Raw genomic sequence first — 20,231 nt, forward strand, 5'->3', positions numbered from 1 at the left:
ATTATGTGCGCTCATTATTTGTAGCTCCTTACCGCGAGATGGACGTTATCAAACGTCAACGGCTCCTTATGCAGTTCCGGCTCCTTGCCGACGCCTTTGAACTCCCAGGCACCTACGTAGCAGTAGTTTTCGTCGTCACGCTTCGCCTCGCCGTCCGGCATCTGGTGCTCGACGCGGAAGTGGCCGCCGCAGGACTCGTTTCTGTGCAGGGCGTCTTTGGTCATCAGCTCGGCAAACTCGAGGAAGTCCGCCACGCGGCCGGCGTTCTCCAGCTGCTGGTTGAGCTCGCCCGGGCCACCGGTGACCTTGACGTTTTTCCAGAACTCCTCGCGCAGGACCGGGATCTTCTTGAGGGCGTCCTTGAGGCTCTCTTCGGAGCGGGCCATGCCGACGTTTTCCCACATGATCTTGCCCAGTTCGCGATGGAACTCGGAGACCGTCTTCTTCCCGTTGATGGAGAGAAGCTTCTGGGTATTCGCCTTGATGTCCTCGACCGACTTCTTGCACTCGGGGTGGTCCGCCTTGACGGCACCCGGCTTGGTCTTGGCGAGGTAGTTGGCGATGGTGTAGGGGATGACGAAGTAGCCGTCGGCCAGACCCTGCATGAGGGCGGAAGCGCCGAGGCGGTTCGCGCCGTGCACCGAGAAGTTCGCCTCGCCCAGGACGAAGAGGCCCGGGACGTTGCTCTCGCAGTTGTAGTCGACCCAGAGGCCACCCATGGAGTAGTGCGGAGCCGGGTACATACGCATCGGCACCTTGTAGGCGTTCTCGTCGGTGATCTTCTCGTACATCTCGAAGAGGTTGCCGTAACGCTCGCGGATGGTCCCCTCGGAAAGACGCTTGATGGAGTCGGCGAAGTCGAGGTAGACACCGCGGCCGCCCGGTCCGACCCCGCGACCGTCGTCGCACTGCTCTTTCGCGGCGCGGGAGGCGATGTCACGCGGAGCGAGGTTGCCGAAGGAGGGGTACTTGCGCTCCAGGTAGTAGTCGCGGTCCTCGTCGGGGATCTGTGCCGGCGGGCGCTGATCGCCCTTGGCCTTGGGCACCCAGCAGCGGCCGTCGTTGCGCAGCGACTCGGACATGAGGGTCAGCTTGGACTGGTGCTCACCGTGCTGCGGGATGCAGGTCGGGTGGATCTGGGTGTAGCAAGGGTTCGCGAAGAAGGCCCCTTTCTTGTGGGCGCGCCAGTTAGCGGTGACCGAGCACCCCATGGCGTTGGTGGAGAGGTAGAAGACGTTGACGTAGCCGCCGGTGGCGAGGACGACCGCGTCACCCACGTGGGTGCGGATCTCGCCGGTCACCAGGTCGCGGACCGTGATCCCTTTCGCCTCGCCGTCGACCACCACGAGGTCGAGCATCTCGGTGCGGGCGAAGAGCTTGACGGTCCCGGCCTTCACCTGGCGGGAAAGGGCGGAGTAGGCGCCGAGCAGAAGCTGCTGCCCCGTTTGGCCGCGGGCGTAGAAGGTACGGGAGACCTGGGCGCCGCCGAAGGAGCGGTTGTCCAGGTAGCCGGCGTAGTCGCGGGCAAACGGAACGCCCTGGGCGACGCACTGGTCGATGATGTTGTTGGAGACCTGGGCCAGACGCCAGACGTCAGCCTCGCGGGCCCGGAAGTCGCCACCCTTGATGGTGTCGTAGAAGAGACGGTAGATGCTGTCGCCGTCGTTCGGATACGCTTTGGCGGCGTTGATACCGCCCTGCGCGGCGATGGAGTGGGCGCGGCGGGCGCTGTCCTGGTAGCAGAAGGCCTCGACATTGTAGCCGAGCTCACCCAGGGAGGCCGCAGCGGCGCCACCGGCAAGCCCGGTGCCGACGACGAGAATCTTGTACTTACGTTTGTTCGCAGGGTTGACCAGCTTCAGGTCGAAGCGGTGTCTGTCCCACGAGGTCTGAATCGGTCCTTTCGGACATTTTCCGTCGAGTATCACGTGAACCCCCTAGAGTGTGAGTAAGCCAGTCAGAATGACGACAGGGATGAGGACATAACCAACCATAAGAACAGCGGAGATCACCTTCCCGGCAGTGCCGAAGGTCGGGATGGTCTTGTCGTTGTTCCAACCCATGGTCTGGAGGAAGCTCGGGATACCGTGGGAAAGGTGGAGGAAAAGGACCACCATGGCCAGGGCGTAGACCAGGGCGACGAGGCCGTTGGAGAACGCGGTGACCACCATGCGGTAGACGTCGAAGCGGTTGAGCTGGTCAACGGACTGCACCACGCCCGGCAGCAGACGCGCGGTGAAGTGGAGCAGGTGGTAGACGATGAAGGCAGCCAAAAGCAGGCCGGTCCAGATCATGTTCTCCGAGGCGAAGCTCGCCTTGAGCTGACGCTTCACCGCGTAGCCGGTCGGGTTGGCCGCCCGGTTCTGCAGGGTGACGATCACGCCGTACAGGATGTGGACGCCGATCGCGGAGAGCATCACGATGCGGGCGATCCAGACCAAGGGCGGCAGAGCGTGGAGGTGTTCGGCGTAGGCGTTGATCCCGCCGCGACCGAAGAGGATGGACGAGTTCCCGATGAGATGGACGATGACGAAGATGATCATGAGCTGGCCCGTGATCGACATCAGGATCTTTCTTCCCACTGAGCTTTCGAAAATTCGCATGTGTTTTTCCCTTTTAGACGTTCTATCGATGTGGGGTAAGTTACTACTCCAGATTGGACTTCCGGGATACCAGATCCCTGGGGCCGCCTTTATCAAGGACAGCTCCCGTGAGGGGGTCGGTTATGGGGGCGCACGCCACGGGCTCAAAGCCTGCATTTTTGGTCTCCTTTATCTATCAATGATCCAGGCGTTTCCGAACCGTAAGTAGACTAAATGAGGCGAATTGTACCGGCGCATATTAAATGCCGTTATCGCAAAATGCAACAGTTTTTTGTATACAGCATACGATTAATGTTAGCGCCCGGTTCGGCCCCCAGGTTGCAGGTAACGATCCCCTTCCCCGGCGCTCGAACCGTGTTTTGCCGCCGCGCGGGGTCGGTTGCTGTTGCTTTTTAAGGCCCGCTCTGCTAATTAAGCTAGAGGGCATTTCCCTAACTACGTAAAACAACGGAAGGTACATGCAATTTAAACTCCTAGCCAAAGACCGGGGAACCCAGGCCCGCCGCGGCACGCTCTCCACCCCGCACGGCGAGATCCAGACCCCGATCTTCATGCCGGTCGCCACCCATGCCGCGATGAAGGCGATGACTCCGCTGCAGGTGCGCGAGACCGGCGCCCAGATCATCCTCTCCAACACCTACCATCTGCACCTGCATCCGGGCGAGCAGCTGGTGCAGAAGGCGGGGGGGCTGCACCGCTTCATGGCGTGGGACGGCCCGATCCTCACCGACTCCGGCGGGTTCCAGGTCTTCTCGCTCCCCAATAAGCGGATCACCGAGGACGGGGTCTTCTTCCGCCACGAGGACACCGGGGAGGAGATCTTCCTCGACCCGGCCAAGGCGATGGAAATCCAGATGGCGCTGGGCGCCGACATCATCATGAACTTCGACGAGTGCATCCCCTACCCCTGCGACAAGGGGTACGCGGAGCGCTCGACCGCCAAAACCCTGCGCTGGGCGAAACAGTGCAAGGAGGCGCACACCCGCAAGGATCAGGCGCTGTTCGGCATCGTGCAGGGGAGCGTCTTCGAGGACCTGCGCCGGCACTGTGCCAGGGAAATGGTGAAGCTGGACTTCCCCGGCTACGCCATCGGCGGGGTGTCGGTCGGCGAGGGGCTGGAGCTGCTCAAGCTGGTGGTCGGCTACACCGCACCGCACCTCCCCGAAGACAAGCCGCGTTACCTGATGGGGGTCGGCCTTCCCGAGGACATCCTGGAGAGCGTGGAGCGCGGCATCGACATGTTCGACTGCGTGATCCCGACCCGCTACGCCCGCAGCGCCACCCTTTTCACCAACCGCGGGCGGATCCGGCTCACCAACAAGAACTTCCGGCGCGACTTCTATCCCATCGAGCCGAACTGCGACTGCTATACCTGCCGCAACTTCACCCGCGCCTACCTGCACCACCTTTTCGGCGCGAACGAGGTGCTCTCCGCCATCCTGGCAAGCATCCACAACGTTCATTTCTACCTGAACATGATGTCCCGGATCCGTCAGGCGATCGAAGAGGGGCGCTACGCCGCCTTCAAAAACGAGTTCCTCGCCGAATACAAGCGGCAGGACCGGGGCTAGAGCGAGATCATGATCAAGCACGCCATCAGGATTTTGTTGTGCCTCGGAGCCGCAGGGTTCCTCTTTGCCTGCAACAAGCCCGACCCGAACCACCTGAGCTGGAAGGAGCGGCGCGCCGCCTCCCTCGCGGCGCAGCAGGCCAAGGAAAAGGGAGTCCCGGCGGTAGCGAAGGCGCCGGAACCGGTGAAAAAGAGCCCGCAGGAGCTCTTTGCCGAGCGCTGTCAGGTCTGCCACCGGCTCAAGGGGCGCGGCGGCGAGGCGGGGCCGGACCTCACCGGGATCTCCCGGCGCGCCAACAGCGACTACGTCGCGAGCGTCGTCTGCGACCCGGACACCCACTTCCCGGGCACCGGGATGCCCTCCTTCGCCGGACAGTTCACCGACCAGGAGCTGCACGACCTGGCCGAGTACGTCTGCGGGGTAAAATAAAGGCCGATCCAGCACCCACTCCCAGAGGGCGAGGGTCAATTCATACGTAGGGGCGCAGCATGCTGCGCCCTTACCTGTTTCAACGAAGACCGCAGCAACCCATTTAAGAGGAAGCAAGATGAGCGAACAGAAGGGTTTCGAGAAGCTGATGGACATCATGCGGCGGCTGCGCGCACCGGGGGGCTGCCCGTGGGACGCCGAGCAGAACCACGAGTCGCTGAAGCGCTACCTGATCGAGGAGGCCTACGAGGTCATCGAGGCGATCGACGCCAAGGATAAGGAACACCTCAAGGAGGAGCTCGGGGACCTGCTGCTCCAACCGGTCTTCCATGCCGCCATCGCCGAGGAGAACGGCGACTTCACCATGGAAGAGGTCCTGGAAGCCATCAACGACAAGCTGATCCGGCGCCACCCCCACGTTTTCGGCGACGAGGTAATCGAGTCGAGCGAGGCCCAGGTGGCGAACTGGGAGAAGATCAAGAAAAAGGAACACGGGGAAAAGCGGAAGTCCGCCCTCTCCGGCGTTCCGGCGCACCTCCCGGCCCTGATGCAGGCGCAAAAACTCACCGAGAAGGCGGCCCGGGTCGGTTTCGACTGGGAGCACACCGACCAGGTGTACGCCAAGGTGATGGAGGAGTTGCACGAGTTCGAGGAGGCGATGCTCTCCGGGAATCAGGAGGAGATGGAGGCCGAACTGGGGGATCTTCTTTTCGCGATCGTCAATCTGGGGCGCTTTCTGGCCATCGATCCGGAGGAGGCGCTGCGCAAGACCCTGAACCGCTTCGTCAACCGGTTCGGTCACGTCGAGCAGACCCTGCACGAGCGGGGGATCGCCATGCAAAACGCCACCCTGAAGGAGATGGATCTGCTCTGGGAGGAGGCGAAAAAGTTGGAGGCGGCGCGGAAGTGACTGCGTTTCCGCGCCCTTGGGCGGCTAATCCACAGCTGCTGTGCAAAACCTGTGAATAACCATGTTGAGAAGCAGGGAGGATTACCCGGTTGTAGCGGGTTTCAGGGAGGCTGCATAGTTTTTATTCACCCCTGAGCCACCAGTAAAATTCAATAGTTACGTAACCGTCCTCGGCAAGCCGGGATTTGCCCACGCCAACATTAAATGCGAAAAATTAGGTTTTTCACATAGTGGAAATCCTGTTCATAACTACCCAGAAACTTCGCGTTTCCGACCTACCTCACCCCACTGAGCCCGGAATCGAACTTCCCTTCGGCTAAAGGGAGGTAACGGGATGCCATTACCACTTCTAAGGCCCCGAGGCACTCCGGCCCAACTTCCGCTTCAGGGTCCCCAGAACGTCACGCGCCTCCTCGCTGCCGAAGACGTGGGCGCAGATGAGGAAAAGCACCATCCCGGCACCGATCGCCCCCCCCAGCACCCCCCCCTTGATTACCTTCTCCCCCGCCCGGGTCCAATCCGCCAGTTGCAACACGAAGTAGACCACCGCCCCCATCGGGACCGACGCTGCGAGCGCCTTTGACGCGGATCGGACAATGTCGCGCCCACCGAAAGGCCCGATCTTCTGCCTCAGGTAGTAGACCAGGAGGCCCATGTTCCCTACCGCCGAGAGGGAGGAGGCAAAGGCGAGGCCACCGTGCAACAGCGGCCGCATGAGGATCACGCTGAACAGGAAGTTGAGCAAGAAGGCGATGAAGGCGCAGAAGACCGGGGTCTTGGTGTCCTTGAGCGCATAGAAGGCGGGAACCAGCACCCGCACCAGCGCCACGAAACAGATGCCGAGCGAATAGTAGGAAAGGGCCACGCCGCAGTTGGCGGCCTTGGCGTAGTCGAACGCCCCCCCCATGAACAGCAGCGAGAAGATCGGCGTGGCGCAGATCAAAAGTCCGACCATGGCGGGGACGGTGATGAAAAGGGTGAGGCGCACCCCGTAGCCGAGCGACTCCTTGAGCGCCTCCAGGTCCCCCGCGGCCGCCTGCCGGCTCATGGAAGGGAGGACCGCCTGGGCCACCGAGACGGTGAAGATCCCCTGCGGGAATTCAAAGAGCCGCTGCGCGTAGTAAAGGTAGGAGACGCTTCCCTGGGCCAGAAGGGAGGCGAGGATCGACCCGACCGTGATGTTCAGGTAGTAGACTCCGACGCCGAAAATCGACGGGCCCATGAGCAGGCCGATCCGCCGCACCGCCGGATGCTTGAAATCGAAGTTGGGGCGCAGCGCGAACCCCTTGCGGTAGAGGACCGGGAGCTGCAGCAGCAACTGCAGCACTCCGCCGACGAGCACCCCCACCGCCAGGGCGACGATCGGGACCCGGAAGCGTTGGTGCAGGGTGAGCGCGCAGACGATCATCGATGCGTTGAGAAATACCGTGGAGACCGCCGGAGTGAAGAAATGGCGCACGGTGTTCAGGATCCCCATGCACAGGGCGACCATGCTCACGAAGAAGATGTACGGGAACATGAGCCGGTTCATCATGATCGTCATCGAGACCTTTTCCGGATTCGTGGCAAAGCCGGGGAACATGACGGCGATGATCTGGGGGGAGAAGACGATCCCCACGAGGGTGATGGCTGCCATCACGATGGTGAGTACGGTGAAGCAGACGTTGGCGAGGTCGCGGGCCTCGTCGGGCCCCTTATTGGTGTACCACTCGGAAAAGGTCGGGACGAAGGCAGAGGTGAGCGCCCCTTCGGCGAAGAAGCGGCGCAGCATGTTGGGGATCTGGAAGGCGGCGAAGAAGGCGTCGGTGTAGAGTCCGGCCCCGAAGAGATGGGAAACCACCATATCCCGGACCATTCCCATGATGCGGGAGAGCATGGTGGCCGCGCCGAGCACCCCGGCGGCGCGGGCAATATGTTTCTTCTCGGACATCGGCACCCTCGGATTCGGAAATCAAAGGGGAGAAAGTAGCACAGCCGGGAAGAGCTTGACAAGAAATCAGCAACGATGGGCGGCGGCCGCACCTTGTCGGCTCGCGCTCCGACTCCTTGCGCTGCCGCTTTGCATCGCTCAGCAAGGCCGCTCGCTGTGGGAGCGACATTGCTGTCGCGACCTTCTGGTGAAATCGCAGCCAGGTCCCGATCCTGGCATGACGGGAGTTTTCCCGGTGGGAGCACCTTTCCAGGCGCGATCCGCCGCAGGCGGTGCCAACGGCCTCAGGATTATCCCGCCTGGAAAGGCGCTCCCACCGGGTAATGCAGCTTCTTCCGTACGGCACGCCGCTAGTCCGCGTCGGGCTGGTTTTTCGAGAAGATCCCCTGCAGGAGATGGTTTTCGCGGGTGGCCCGGTCCAGCCAGACGGTCGCCTCCTCGGCGCTGCGCACCTTGCCATCCACCGTGGCGAGGATCAACCCCTTCGTCAACACCGTGTTGAACCGGCTGTCGTAGACCACCGGGTGGCGCTGCCCGGGAAACTTGGCGAGAAAGGGGACGTGCTCGAAGTCGATCTTCCCGTCGTAGGTGTTGGTCCGCCAGTGATGGTCCGAGGAGACGATGACCAGCGCGTCATCCCAGGTCCCCTGGCGTTCCATCTCCCGGCGCAACTCGCCGAAGAGCCGGTCGGCCAGGATGACGTTGTCGAAGTACCCCTCGCGCTTGTTCCGGTTGAAGCCGAAGCGGCCGGTGCGCCGGTCGTAGACGTTCGGGGAGTGCGGCACGCTGTAGTGGAGAAACAAAAAGCCGAAGTCGCGGTTGCGCACCGCGTCGAGGACATCTGCCTGCATGGCGGTAACGATGCCGATCTGGTTGTTGCCGAGCATGGTGTTGCTGAAGGGGAGAAAGCGCATATCCCAGACTTCCAGCGACTGATGCCACATGACGTCGAAGAGGCGGTCCGAGGTCCAGAAGTTGTAGCGGGGGTAGTCGCGGCAAAGATCGGCCGACCTGATGACCCGGGCGTAGGGATGGTACCAGCCGAAGAGAGCGCTGCTGCCGTGGCGCTGGCGGATCGCGTCGAAGATGTTTTCCTGCGCCGAGAAATCCACCCGGGCGCCGGTGTCGGCCCGGACCAGGTCGAGCCGGCGCGCCCCCGCCGCTTCGGTCGTCTTCAGCGGGATCCCGGTCAAAAGCGCCGGGAGGGAGACCTGCGTCGCGTCGCTGGGGGAGTAGGCGCGGGTCGCCTGGAGGGAGCTTTCGGCAAAGGTATCGAAGGCGGGGAGGGAGAGTCCCGCGGGACGCTCGCCAAAGCAGAGGCGGTAGTCGGTCTCGTCGAAGATCACCCAGACCACGCGCCGGGCCAGGGCGTTGGGCGGGGCGGGACGCTCCACCCGATGGGGATGGAACTGGGCCGCCGGCTCCATCCCGAAAAGCGCGGCGGTCGCGCGGCCGAAGGTGACCAAGAGAAACGGGGCCACCAGCAGCGGGATGACCCGGTACAGCCGCCCCACCCGCTCCCGCTGGGCGATGAAGAGGAGGATCGCGCCGACCGCGACGGTCCAGCAGGCGATCTCAACCAGCACCGCGTTTTTTTCCCCGAAGAGGAAGATGAACCGGGTGAAGGAGATCACCGACATTCCCGCCCCGTAGATGGCGGCGATGCCGACCAGCAGGAAGAGGCAAAGGGCCACCCAGGGGAAAAGCCGCTCCCGCTTCCGTCCCAGCCGGACCAGGCCGAAAAAAAACGTCCCCCAGATGAGGACGTTGAGCATCACCCCCAGGTAGCTGTTGAAGGGGGAGTACGGCGCCAGGTAGTTCCCCCCCGGCAGGTAGGGGAGGAGCTTCAGCCACAGTTTCAGGAACATCAGGTTGGCGAGGGAGACCGAACCGACGAAGTCGCGCCAACGGGAGTTATCGGGCATGCAGGCGCTCCAGGAGGTACAGCACCCGTCCGGCGTTGCCGGTCTCCGCCTTTGAGACGATGCGGAACTGTTTCCGGGCGGCCTGCTCGAAGAACTCCGGGGTCAGGTACCGGTACAGGTCGTCCCGGCCGCGCGACAGACGCCTGAACTGCGGGTCGTCCGGCGCCACGTATTCGATGACCAGGTGGCGGGTGGTGACCTCCGCCGCCAGGGAGAAGATCTTTTCCAGGGGGATCTGGTCCCCCACCACCAGGTGGTGCATCAGGGCCAGCATGAAGACCGCGTCGAAGTAGCCGCGCGAACGCTCCAAAAACGAAGGGGTCTCGGCGTTGCTCCACCCCAGGGCCGGGGTGGGACGGGCGAAGTCGACCACCAGGGGAAGGATGTCCAATCCGTCGCGCAGCGCCCCCTCCCAGAGGCCCCCGATGACCGCGGCGTCCTGGTCGATGGCGACCACTTTCGCCCCGCGTGCGGCGGCCAGCCGGGAGAAGTGCCCGGTGTTGCAACCGACGTCGAGCACCCGGGCGGGGCGGGACTGGTCCAGGAACCTCTTCACGAAAAACGACTTCTCCCCGAAGGACTCCTTGTCGTAGGTGCAGGTGCGGCAGTAATCGGTCCAGGCCGTCTTCTGCCGGCCCACCCGGCCCGCCCGTTCCACCGCTCGTCCCAGCCGCCGGTACAGGCTGCGCAGCACGAAGCGCGCCTGGGCGTCGGAGGAGGTCCGCCGCGGCTGGTACATCGCCGCCCCCCGCTCCTCGGCCTTGCCGGAAAGCCACACCGGCAGCGAGACCGATCCCAAGAAGGCCGGCAGCAGGCGCCGCCCCGGACCGAGCATCCGGTAGACCTCTCCCGGCTCGATCCCGTCGCGCCGCGAGAGGAAGATGGAGGAAAGGGGGAGCTCGAGGTTCTTCGCCACCAGAAGGGGCAGGAGAAAGGTCCGCACGAACTGGGCCTGGGCGCGCCAGATCGGGTCGCGCAGATCGCGCGGCTCGAAGGAGAGGAGGTCGATGAAGACCGGACGCGGCCCGCGGAACAGGACGTTGTAGGGGGTGGCGTCCTTGAGACCCAGCCCCTGGTCCAGCGACTCCTCGGCGACCTTCAGGGTGAGCCGGGCGGCGGCGAGCAGCATCTGCCGGGGCCATTCCGCCGGGAAGGACGGAAAGGGGACCACGTCGTGGGAGAGGAAGAGGTCCCCCTCGCCGGCCGGGATTTCCGGGGGAGCGGCACCGTTGCCGGCGGCGATGATGGTGGTCCCCACCACCTCGCCCGACGTGGTCAGCCGATGCAGAAACGGACTCTCCACCAGCGCCCGGTAGGTCGGCGCCTGGTCGGCATAGACCTGCCGGATCAGCTGCGGGCCGCGGAAATGGAGCTTGCCGGCCGGATCACGGAAGGAGCGCATCTACTGGTCCTTTTTGAAAAATCTGGTGAACATGCCGAGGAACTTCCGGAAGTAGAACATGACGCCGATGACGAAGGAGACCGCGAGTTGCCAGAGCATCAGCCCGGAGCCCGGATCGGAGTAGGCGTGGGCGGTGGCAGGGAACAGCAGGCACAGGTAGGCAAGAGTCAGGATCAGTTTCATAGCAGCTCTCCATTACAAGGGGATAATCCGAATAACGCAGGACATGACCACCGGTTGACTATTCGGCAAGATTGTTGGCTTCCGCGTCGTGAGGCTCGAGCGGAGCGCGGCTGAGGTAGACGGGACAGGAAGCATAGTCGCCGACGCAGTAGTCGAGCATCCGGGGGATCTTGATTCCCGAGATGTTCATGCAGTAGCACTCGGCAAAGGGGTGCTGCAGGTGGATACAGGGTTGTCGCTGGACACACCCAGCGCGCGCCGTCTCCGCAGCTTGTTGGCGTTGTAGTGACACGTGTCGGGACCTCGGTTGAAGTCGGATTGGGAAAAAAGGGCCAGGCCGACGCTCCATCCGGCAAAGGGGCGGAAAGGGCGCCGGCCTGACAAGAGAACGGGGATACGGGATGAGATATAGCAACAGCAGTGCCAGAACGGCAAAAGACGCAGCGGCGCGGGTTTGCGGGGACCGGGCCGCGCGAGGGGGTGGGCAAAACGATGAGTTGGGGGCGAAAGGGGGTGGGTAAAATGCCCACCTGTTTGGAGACTTCCTAGAGGCCGTGGCGCTCCAGCATCCGCTTGAACCGGCCGTACTCGACGTCGAGCAGGCGGGCGGCCTCCATCTTCTTCCCGCCGGTCGCCGCCAGGGCGTCGCGAACCGCGCGGGCTTCGATCTCCTCCAGGGTGAGCCGGTGCGGGGCCTCGCGCTCCGGCGTCTCCCGGTTCGACGCACTCAAAACGCCGGCGAGATCCTCGGCGGAAAGGGTTTCCCCGGCGAACAGGGCGGCGCGCTTCATGGTGCTTTTCAGCTCGCGCACGTTCCCCGGCCAGGGATGACGGTTCAGAAAAAGAAGGGCTTCCGGTGCCATCCGCGGCGGAACCCGGCCCAGTTCCAGGGAGGCATCTTCCAGAAAGCTGCGGGCCAGGACCGCGATGTCCTCGCCGCGCTGGCGCAGCGGGGGGAGCGTGATCACCAGGTCGCCAAGCCGGTAGTAGAGGTCCTCGCGGAAGCGGCCCTGCTGCGCCTCGGCTAAGAGGTCCTTGTTGCTGGCGGCGATGATCCGGGTGTCCACCTGGACCGTTTTGGTACCGCCGACCGGGAAAAAGCTCTTCTGCTCCACCGCCTGGAGGATCTTCGCCTGCACGGCGGGAGGGGCGCAATCGACGTCGTCGAGAAAGAGGGTGCCGCCGTGGGCCTCCTCGAAGAGCCCGGTCCGGGCGGCGGCCGCCCCGGTGAACGCCCCCCTTACGTGCCCGAAGAGCTGGCTCTCGATGAGGGACTCCGCCAGGGAGCTGACGGCGACGGTGACGAAGGGATGGTGCCTGCGGCGGCTCAGCCGGTGGATGAGCGAGGCGAGATGGGACTTGCCCACCCCGGTCTCCCCCTGGATGATCAGGGAGAAATCGGTCCCGGCGATCCGCTGCGCCTGCCGGCTCACCTGGCGCATCGTCTCGCTTCCCCCCAACAGCAGCTCCAGCGAGGCCTCCTCGCGCTGCCGCGCGTTCTCCAGCTCGATCCGCTGCAGGATCGGGGCGGCGGCCCGGGTGATCGCGGCGATGAGCTCCTCGCAGTCGAGCGGCTTGCGCAGGTAGGCGGAGACGCCGAGCTCGATCGCCTTCAGCAGGTACGCGGTTTCGGTGAAGGCCGTGCTCAGGATGATCGGGATCTCGGGAGCGGCGGCGCGGATCTGCCGGCTCAGCTCCAACCCGTCCATAACCGGCATCATGATGTCGCTCACCACGACGTCGGGGCGCTCGCGTTGAAAGAGCTCCACCCCGTCGCGACCGTTGCCGGCGGTCAGCACGTTCTGCACGTACAGCTCCAGGACGATCCGGATCCGTTCCCTCAGGTCGGGCTCGTCCTCGACAAAAAGCACCTTCAGCGGCAGACGGTCATCCATCCTCTTCCTCCTCGTTAAGCAAAAGGGAAATGGTGAAGCTCGTCCCAGCCGGCGAGCTGACAAAAGCAAGCCGCCCCCCCATGCTCTCCTCCACGATCAGCTTGGACATGTAAAGCCCGATGCCGGTCCCCTTCCCTTCCGGCTTGCTGGTGAAGTACGGCTCGTACACCTTTTCGGCGTATTCCGCCGGGATGCCGCAGCCGTTGTCGGCGATCTCGACCACGACGTTGCGACCGGATACGCCGTAGGAGAGCACCACCCGCCCTTCCCCTTCGGCGAGGGCCCCCGCGTACCGCTTCACCTGGACCGCGTCGAAGGAGTTGCTCACCAGGTTCAGGACCGACTGCTTGAACTCGTTCTGGTATCCCTTCACGGGAAGCTCCCGCCCCGGGGCCCGGTCCACGGTCTCCAGGCGCACCCCGGCGCCCTGAAACTGGGCCGAGACGAGGAGCACCACCTCGTCGATCTTCTCCCGCACCTCGAAGCGCTCGGCCACCTTCTCCGGCCGGAAGAAGTTCCGGAAGTCCTCGATGGTGTCGGACATGTAGTAGAGCTGCTTCTGCGCGTCGCTTTCCGCCTTCTGGATGAAGGCCTCGTCCAGCCGGCGCCGCTCCCAGGCCATCCGGATCCCCTGGATGATCGCCCCCAGGGTTGCCAGCGGCTGGCGCCACTGGTGCGCGATCGCGCCGATCATCTCGCCGATCGCCGCCAGCCGTGCATGGCGCGCCAGGAGCCGCTCGTGCTGCAGACGGCGTTCGGTCTCCTCCTCCACCCGGCGCGCCAGGCTTTTGTTCAACTCGTTCAGCTCCGCCTGGCGCGCGGCGAGCTGCCCCGCCATATCGTCGAAGGAGCGCCCCAGCGCGACCATCTCCTTTCCGGAGAGCAGATCGGCCACCCGCACCTCGAGGTCCCCCCGCGCCAGGCGCTGGGACGCCTCCTGCAGCTTCACGATCTGGTTTACGAAGCTGTAGCGCCCGACGAGCACGGCGAGGGCTACGGCGATGAGGAGAAACGGGGTCAGCAGGGCGATGTGCGCCACCTGGGCCCGCTGCGCCCGGACCAGGGTCTCCTGCAGCGGGATCCCGGCCAGGACGTAGAGATACGGGGCATCCTCGCCGCGCAGGCGGAGCTTGCCGTAGGAGTTGATCATCCGCTCGTCGCTGGTGCCGAAGTTGAGAAAGGAGACGGCGTCCTCGCTCCGTTTCATCGCCCAAAAGGCGTCCTTGTTGATCGGACTCCCGATCTCCACCTTGCGGCTGCGGTTTTGGTAGACGGCGATGCCGTTTCGGTCCGCCAGCACGAACTGCGATCCCTTGGGGAGACCGCTTTCCATGAGGAGTTCGTTGAGGTAGTCGAAATCGACGCTGGCGAGGATCACCCCGACCACCTTCCGGTCCGGGCCGAGGACGGGATAGGCAAACCCGATGTTCGGGCGTCCCGAGATCGCGCCTACCCCGTAGGCCCCGGAGGAGAAGCGCCGGCTCTGCAGCGCCTTTTGGAAGGAGAGGTTGTCGGCCACCGAGACCGCGCGGGTGATCGGGATTCCGGAGGCCCAGACCCGCCCCCGGGCATCGGCAATGAGGAGGTTGGCATACTGGCGGTTCAGCTTGAGGACCGAGCGGAGGATCGTGCTTGCCGCAGGCCCCTTCCCCTCCCGGACCGCGGGGAGGGTGGCGAGGACCGAGACCAGCTGTTCGGCATCGCCGGTGAGGTTGTACTGTTCGGTGATGATGCTGTGGACCAGCACCTTGGCGTCGGCTACCCCTTCGCTCAGGGCGTCGTTTCTCTGTTCGCGGCCGGAATAGACGATCAGGGCCACCGCGGGGAGGGACAGGAGCAGGACGATGAGAACCAGGTGGGTTCGGAAGGAAAGGGAAAAAAAGAATTTCTTCAGTGCCGCCATGTGGTCAACGCTTTCCCGAGGGGCGCGGTGTCAGCGCCGCCCGTCCAGGCGCCGGAAGTACTCCTCCCGGCAGTAGTTCTCGACCGCCACCATGAGGGAGAAGGCGGCGCCGAACCCCGCGTCCCCGATGGTGAAGACGCCGTGCCCGTAGACCACCGCGCCCCCCGTGGCGCCGATCACCGGCGGGACCCGTTTGGCGAGCCCCCCGGCCCCGATTTCCCCCGCCACGACCGGAGTTGCGTCCAGATGGCGCACCTCGGGGCACTCCTTCCAGCAGTCGCGGATCGAGCACCCCTGCTTCTCGCAGATCATGCTCATGATGACGGCGAACTTGGGGTGGCCGTGCAGGATCACCCGGGCGCCGGTCGCCTCGTAGATCTTGCGGTGGGCGAGGAGCTCGCTGGAGGCGGTGATCCCGGTGGTGGAGGAGTTGTCGGTCGGGACCGGGTCGATGCAGCCGGCCAGCTCGTCCAGGCTCGCCGCGGTCTGGGAGATGTAGATGAGTTCGCCGGCGCGGGCCGAGATGTTCCCGAAGAAGGAATCGACCAGCCCCCGCTCCACCGTGTAGCGCCCCACCCTTTCCACCTCGGCGAGGATCTCCTCCCGGTCGTCGGAGAGCTCCGGCACAAAGGCAAGGCCGTCGTCGGTCAACGGTTTCAGCCAGTCGCGGCGCAAAAGTTCCAGGGCCGCCTCCTCACCGGGGACCCGGAAGCCGTCGCGCAGGACGTCCTGGAGGTACTTGACGAAGGTGGCATGGAAGACCGAGGAGTAGTTGATGTAGGCCTGCTCCACGGTGATCGCCCCGACCGCCACGATCCCCACCCCCTCGACGATGATCCCCTTGCGGTGGGAAAGGAGCCTGGCGATCCGGCCGGGTGCGTCCTCGGCCAGGTCCTTTTGGCGCAGAAAGGGGATGTCGTGGAGGAAGGTGCGGGTTTCGGTGTCCTGGGGGACGATGCCGGTCTCGTCGGCGCCGGCCCGGGCGATCAGAAGTTCCGCAAAGGGGAGCGCGGGGCGCGCCGCCACCAGGGCGAGGGCGTTCAGCCGGGACAGGGTCGCGCCGGCGAGCTCGGCGAGTTGCGGCGCGCCGTCGGTGATGAGCAAGTCGTCCTGGGCGGCGAACGCGATGGCGCCGGGAAGCGCCGAGCGGTCCGCGCCGAGCTTGGCGGTGTATTTGGCGATCTGGTCCTTCATGGTTTCCTTTTCCCCCGCGCGGGTCGGATCGGCCTGATCCGTCGGCTCCGATCGACCGTTCCGACCGGTCCCGCGCTACGGGCAGCGCTCCAGGAAATTAGCGTCCGGGAAGCTTCCGTCGTCGTTCAGGCCGCGGATCCGGTAGTACTTGCGCCGCTCCTCTTCGAAACGGGCGCGGTCAATGGGGGGGATGTCGATCCCTTCCCCGGAAGAGCCGGGCTCGGAGAAGAAACGCTCCGGCAGCAGGTCGTCGGCCATCGAGAACCCGTTTTCGCAGTTGTAAAAGCGCTCGGTGAGACAGATCCGCTCCCCGATCGACTTGAGGGTCTCCGGGGTGTATTCGATCCCGGTCGCCGCCGAGAGGAGCTCGCCGTATTCCTCGAGGGTCGCTCCGAAGAAGGCGAACTTGCAGGCGACCAGCGAGTCGACCGCGGCGTTGACGTCCTCCGCGATCTTGATGATACGCGCCTTGCCGGAAAAGGAGAAGCGGTCGGTGGGGACCGGCTTTCTCAGGATTTCGTGGGAAATGGGATAGGCGCGCAGATGACACCCGCCCCGGTTCGAGGTGACGTAGGCGAGCGCCATGCCGTAGGCGCCGCGCGGGTCGTAGGCGGGGAGCTCCAGCCCCTTCACGGTCATGGAAAGCTCGGGATGCCCCAGCTCGCGCGCGACCCGGAGCGACCCCTTCGCCAGCAGCGTCCCCTCCCCCTGCACCAGGGCGGTCCGCTCCAAAAGCCCCTCCACCTCCTCGGCGCGCGGAAAGCGTCCCAGCGCCTCGCCGAAGGCGGCCAGGGTGGCGGCGGCGGAGATGGTGTCCATCCCGAGGTCGTTGCAAAGGGAGTTCGCTTTTACGATGGCGTGGAGGTCGGAGATGTCGTTGAGCGCGCCGAAGTGGTTCACCGTCTCGTACTCGGGAAGCGGCTCCCCCTGGTCGCTGCTTTTCTTGCATTGGATCGGGCAGCCGTAGCAGCCGTCTTTCTTCGCGCCGCAGGCGGCGCGGATGGCGGGGCCGGAGTAGTTGCCGGCTTCGGGGAAGAAGGTGCCGGTGAAATTGCGGGTCGGCGCCATGCGCCGCTGCGCCATCAGGTCGACCAGGGCCGGCGTGCCGTACTCGCCGATCCCCAGCTCCCCGAAGAGGACCGGGGAGGCGCGGAACAGCCGCAAGACGTCGCCACGGGCCGCGTCGAAGCGCTCCGGGTCGGCGAGGGTGGTCTTCCCGGTGCCGTTCACGGTGATCGCCTTGAGCCGCTTCTTGCCCATCACGGCACCCAGGCCGCCGCGGCCGACCGAGTTCCCCTCCCCCATCATGATATTGGCAAAGAGGACGCCGTTTTCGCCGGCGGGACCGATGGCGGCGACCGAGCCGCATTCCTTCAGGGCGGCCACGCTCTCCCGGACCCCTTTCCCCCAGAGCTCGCCCGCGGGGTGCAACTCGGCCCGGTCGTCGGCGATCTCCAGGCGGACCGGCTGCGCGCTCTGGCCGGTGATGACGAGCAGGTCGATACCGCTTGCCTTCATGCGCCAGGCAAAACGGCCGCCGGCGGAACAGTCGTAGATGGTGCCGGTCAGGGGGGAACGGGTGACGACGGAAAGACGGGCGGAGGTCGGAGCGGGAGTGCCGCAAAGCGGACCGACCGCGAAGATGAGCGGGATCTCCGGATCGAAGGGGTCGAGCCGGAAGAACTCCCGCATCATCCGTACCCCGAGCCCTCTCCCCCCCAGGTAGGCCCGGAGGAGTTCCTCCGGGATCTCGTCCCGGCGGCAGATCCCCCGCCCCAGGTCAACGTGCAGCATCCTTCCGGTCCAGCCGTGCATAAAACCTCTGGTTACCTGTTAGAGCAGCTCGACGAGCCCCTTTTTCTCCAGTTCGTCGGCCACCTTCTTGACCTGCTGGGCGGCGGACTTGTCGCAGACCAGCACCGCATCCGGCGTATCGACGACGATCAGGTCCTTTACCCCGACCAGGGCGACCACTTTGCCGCTGCCGTAGGCGAGGCAGTTCTCGGCATCGACGGACAGGGCCTCGCGGACCTCGATCAGGACGTGCCCGTGGTCGGAGGGCTCGATCACCTCGGGGAGCGCGCTCCAGGAGCCGACGTCGCTCCAGCCGAAGGAGGCCGGTATCACCTGTACGTTCTCCGCCCGCTCCATCACGCCGAAATCGATGGACTCGCCGGTGATGCCGCCGTAGATCTCCGCGATCTGGGGCTTGAGATCCGAGATCGCCCAAAGCTCATCCTCGAACACGAGCTTCGCCAGCGCCTCGGAAAGCGCCGGCATGTAGCGCCGGATCTCGTCGAGGATGGTGCAGGCCCCCCAGATGAACATGCCGCTGTTCCAGTAGAAACGGCCGCTCTCCAGAAATTCGAGCGCCTTCTCCAGCGGGGGCTTTTCCACGAAGCGGGCCACCTTGGCCGCCGCGCCGGCGCCGTTTTCCGCCTCGATGTAGCCGTAGCCGGTTTCGGGACGGGTCGGGGTGATGCCCAAGGTGACCAGCGCCCCTTGCGCGGCGAGCAGCTCCCCCTTGAGCAGGGTCTCCCGGAAGAGCTCCTCGTTCACGATGTAGTGGTCCGCGGGGAGGACCGCCATGATCCCGTCCGGATCGAAGCGGGCAATGAGCGAGGCGGCGAGACCGATGGCCGGGGCGGTGTTGCGCCCCACCGGTTCCTCGATGACGTCGATCGGGACCTCGGTCAGGTACGCCAGCTGATTGCGGCTCTCGGCCGCCTGCAAGGCGTTGGTGACCACCAGGACCCGCTTCGGTTTGAGGGGAAGCACCCGCTCGACGGTCCGCTGCAGCATGGACTTGCCGCCGAAGACCGACATCAGCTGCTTCGGCGTACGCTTGCGCGAAAGCGGCCAGAACCGCGTGCCGGAACCTCCGGCGAGAATGACGACGTACATGCTCCCTCCTCAGCAATCCCCAAAAGCATCACGGGGACCGGCACCGCCAGGTGTCGGTCCCCTTTTCCGGCTCACAAGAGGGGGACAGGCACCTGCGGAGCCAGTCCCCGACCCATTTCCCCTAACCCTGTCCTTACGCCGGCTCCTCGACCCGGTTGTAATCGTCCTGGAACCGGACGATGTCATCCTCGCCCAGGTACTCGCCGCTTTGCACCTCGATGATCACCAGCGGGATCACCCCCGGGTTCTCCAGGCGGTGGTTCGCGCCGATCGGGATGAAGGTCGATTCGTTGATGTTGACGATCCGGACCGTGTCGTCGCAGGTCACCTTCGCGGTGCCGGAAACGACGATCCAGTGCTCGCTGCGGTGGTGGTGCTTCTGCAGGGAAAGGCGCTGCCCCGGTAGGACTTCGATTCGCTTGATCTTGTAACCGTTACTTTCGTCCAGGACCGTGTAGGTCCCCCAGGGACGTTCTCCGCGTTCCATGCTTCCTCCCGCTCTGATATGGTATGCGGCCGCCCGGCGGCGCATGTTGCTACTTCCCGCGCAATTCCAGGTAACGCCGCAGCGCCTCCTGCCACGGCTGCGGCTGGAACCCGGTGTCCTGCAACAGCTTGCCGCAGTCCAAAACGGAATGGAGCGGCCGGGTCGCCGGACGCCCGAGCTCTGCGGTTGTCATCGGCCGTACCTCGACGTCGAGCCCCGCCAGCCGGAAGATCTCTTGGGCAAAACCGTTCCAGGAAACCGCCCCGGCGTTGGCGACGTGGTAGGTCCCCCGGCACCCCTTGTCCAAAAGCGCCTTGATCCCAAGGGCGAGATCGTAGGTCCAGGTCGGCGAGCCGATCTGGTCGTCCACCACGGAAAGCTCCTTGCGCGTCTGCGCCAGGGAGAGCATGGTCTCCACGAAGTTCTTCCCGGCGTGGCCGTAGAGCCACTGGGTGCGGACGAGGAGATGGTCCGGATTGAACCAGCTGTTCATCTCCCCGGCGAGCTTGGACTCCCCGTAGACGTTCAGCGGCGAGGCAAGGTCGTCCTCCAGGTAGGGGGTCTCCTTCTTGCCGTCGAAGATGTAGTCGGTGCTGACCTGCACCAGGGTCGCCCCGATCTCCTTGGTGATCATGGCGAGGTGGGCCACCCCCTCCCCGTTGACCTGCATGGCGAGCTCGGTGTTTGCCTGGCAGCCGTCGACGTCGGTGTAGGCGGCGGCATTGATCACCACCCGAGGTTTGAGGGTCATCAGGACCCGCTGTACCGATTCCAGGTCGGCGATGTCGATCTCGCCGACGTCCACCCCGCGCGCCGCCCCGGCAAAAAGCGCCATGAGCTCCCGCCCGAGCATCCCGTTGTTGCCCACTACTAAGATCATGAGATTCCCCCCGGG

At 64.8% G+C, this 20,231-nt stretch carries 17 protein-coding genes; 3 read left to right on the top strand and 14 right to left on the bottom strand.

Annotated elements, in window-relative coordinates:
• Positions 1-14: 14 nt before the first annotated feature.
• Together JFN93_RS23365 and JFN93_RS23370 are read right to left on the bottom strand one after the other, a co-directional pair.
• Complete coding sequence (locus JFN93_RS23365) at positions 15-1,928, bottom strand: fumarate reductase/succinate dehydrogenase flavoprotein subunit (RefSeq protein WP_199386794.1); 1,914 nt, start codon at positions 1,926-1,928, stop codon at positions 15-17.
• Positions 1,929-1,937: 9 nt separating this feature from the next.
• Complete coding sequence (locus JFN93_RS23370) at positions 1,938-2,603, bottom strand: succinate dehydrogenase cytochrome b subunit (RefSeq protein ID WP_199386795.1); 666 nt, start codon at positions 2,601-2,603, stop codon at positions 1,938-1,940.
• A 458-nt stretch (positions 2,604-3,061) separates the two neighbouring features.
• On the opposite strand from JFN93_RS23370, the gene tgt reads away from it, so the two are divergent.
• The 3 genes from tgt (at position 3,062) to mazG (ending at position 5,513) form a co-directional block, all read left to right on the top strand.
• Entirely contained in the window at positions 3,062-4,174 is a 1,113-nt protein-coding gene (tgt, locus tag JFN93_RS23375) for a tRNA guanosine(34) transglycosylase Tgt (RefSeq protein WP_199386796.1), read from the top strand.
• A 9-nt stretch (positions 4,175-4,183) separates the two neighbouring features.
• The gene (locus JFN93_RS23380; protein WP_199386797.1) at positions 4,184-4,603 is read left to right on the top strand and encodes a c-type cytochrome; all 420 of its coding nucleotides are present in this window, start codon (positions 4,184-4,186) and stop codon (positions 4,601-4,603) included.
• A gap of 118 nt (positions 4,604-4,721) precedes the next feature.
• Positions 4,722-5,513, top strand: coding sequence for a nucleoside triphosphate pyrophosphohydrolase (gene mazG / locus JFN93_RS23385; RefSeq protein WP_199386798.1), 792 nt, complete (start codon positions 4,722-4,724; stop codon positions 5,511-5,513).
• A gap of 349 nt (positions 5,514-5,862) precedes the next feature.
• On the opposite strand, the gene murJ is transcribed toward mazG, so the two are convergent.
• The 12 genes from murJ to rfbD all read right to left on the bottom strand — a co-directional run bounded on the left by murJ (position 5,863) and on the right by rfbD (position 20,216).
• Complete coding sequence (gene murJ, locus JFN93_RS23390; RefSeq protein ID WP_199386799.1) at positions 5,863-7,443, bottom strand: murein biosynthesis integral membrane protein MurJ; 1,581 nt, start codon at positions 7,441-7,443, stop codon at positions 5,863-5,865.
• 350 nt (positions 7,444-7,793) lie between these two features.
• The gene (locus JFN93_RS23395) at positions 7,794-9,368 is read right to left on the bottom strand and encodes a sulfatase-like hydrolase/transferase (protein ID WP_199386800.1); all 1,575 of its coding nucleotides are present in this window, start codon (positions 9,366-9,368) and stop codon (positions 7,794-7,796) included.
• Positions 9,358-10,770 carry a class I SAM-dependent methyltransferase gene (locus JFN93_RS23400; RefSeq protein ID WP_199386801.1) on the bottom strand — a complete coding sequence of 471 codons (1,413 nt, stop codon included), beginning with the start codon at positions 10,768-10,770 and terminating at the stop codon, positions 9,358-9,360. The genes JFN93_RS23395 and JFN93_RS23400 overlap by 11 nt, the downstream gene beginning before the upstream one ends.
• A complete protein-coding gene (locus JFN93_RS23405) occupies positions 10,771-10,953 on the bottom strand; it encodes a hypothetical protein (RefSeq protein WP_199386802.1) in 183 nt (60 codons plus the stop codon).
• 58 nt (positions 10,954-11,011) lie between these two features.
• Entirely contained in the window at positions 11,012-11,143 is a 132-nt protein-coding gene (locus JFN93_RS25860; protein ID WP_268898858.1) for a hypothetical protein, read from the bottom strand.
• A gap of 355 nt (positions 11,144-11,498) precedes the next feature.
• Positions 11,499-12,848, bottom strand: coding sequence for a sigma-54-dependent transcriptional regulator (locus tag JFN93_RS23410; protein WP_199386803.1), 1,350 nt, complete (start codon positions 12,846-12,848; stop codon positions 11,499-11,501).
• A complete protein-coding gene (locus JFN93_RS23415; protein ID WP_199386804.1) occupies positions 12,841-14,751 on the bottom strand; it encodes a sensor histidine kinase in 1,911 nt (636 codons plus the stop codon). Before JFN93_RS23415 ends, JFN93_RS23410 begins: the two co-directional genes overlap by 8 nt.
• Before the next feature lie 30 nt (positions 14,752-14,781).
• A complete protein-coding gene (locus JFN93_RS23420; protein WP_199386805.1) occupies positions 14,782-15,945 on the bottom strand; it encodes a class II aldolase/adducin family protein in 1,164 nt (387 codons plus the stop codon).
• Between the two features lie 75 nt (positions 15,946-16,020).
• Positions 16,021-17,760: an aldehyde ferredoxin oxidoreductase family protein gene (locus JFN93_RS23425; RefSeq protein WP_199386806.1), complete on the bottom strand. Its 1,740-nt coding sequence runs from the start codon at positions 17,758-17,760 to the stop codon at positions 16,021-16,023.
• 18 nt (positions 17,761-17,778) lie between these two features.
• A complete protein-coding gene (locus JFN93_RS23430; protein WP_199386807.1) occupies positions 17,779-18,849 on the bottom strand; it encodes a mannose-1-phosphate guanylyltransferase in 1,071 nt (356 codons plus the stop codon).
• A 133-nt stretch (positions 18,850-18,982) separates the two neighbouring features.
• Positions 18,983-19,336 carry a phosphomannose isomerase type II C-terminal cupin domain gene (locus tag JFN93_RS23435; protein ID WP_199386808.1) on the bottom strand — a complete coding sequence of 118 codons (354 nt, stop codon included), beginning with the start codon at positions 19,334-19,336 and terminating at the stop codon, positions 18,983-18,985.
• Positions 19,337-19,385: 49 nt separating this feature from the next.
• Complete coding sequence (rfbD, locus tag JFN93_RS23440) at positions 19,386-20,216, bottom strand: dTDP-4-dehydrorhamnose reductase (protein ID WP_199386809.1); 831 nt, start codon at positions 20,214-20,216, stop codon at positions 19,386-19,388.
• Positions 20,217-20,231 lie beyond the last annotated feature (15 nt).

Source organism: Geomesophilobacter sediminis (assembly GCF_016458275.1).
GTDB classification, from domain to species: domain Bacteria; phylum Desulfobacterota; class Desulfuromonadia; order Geobacterales; family Geobacteraceae; genus Geomesophilobacter; species Geomesophilobacter sediminis.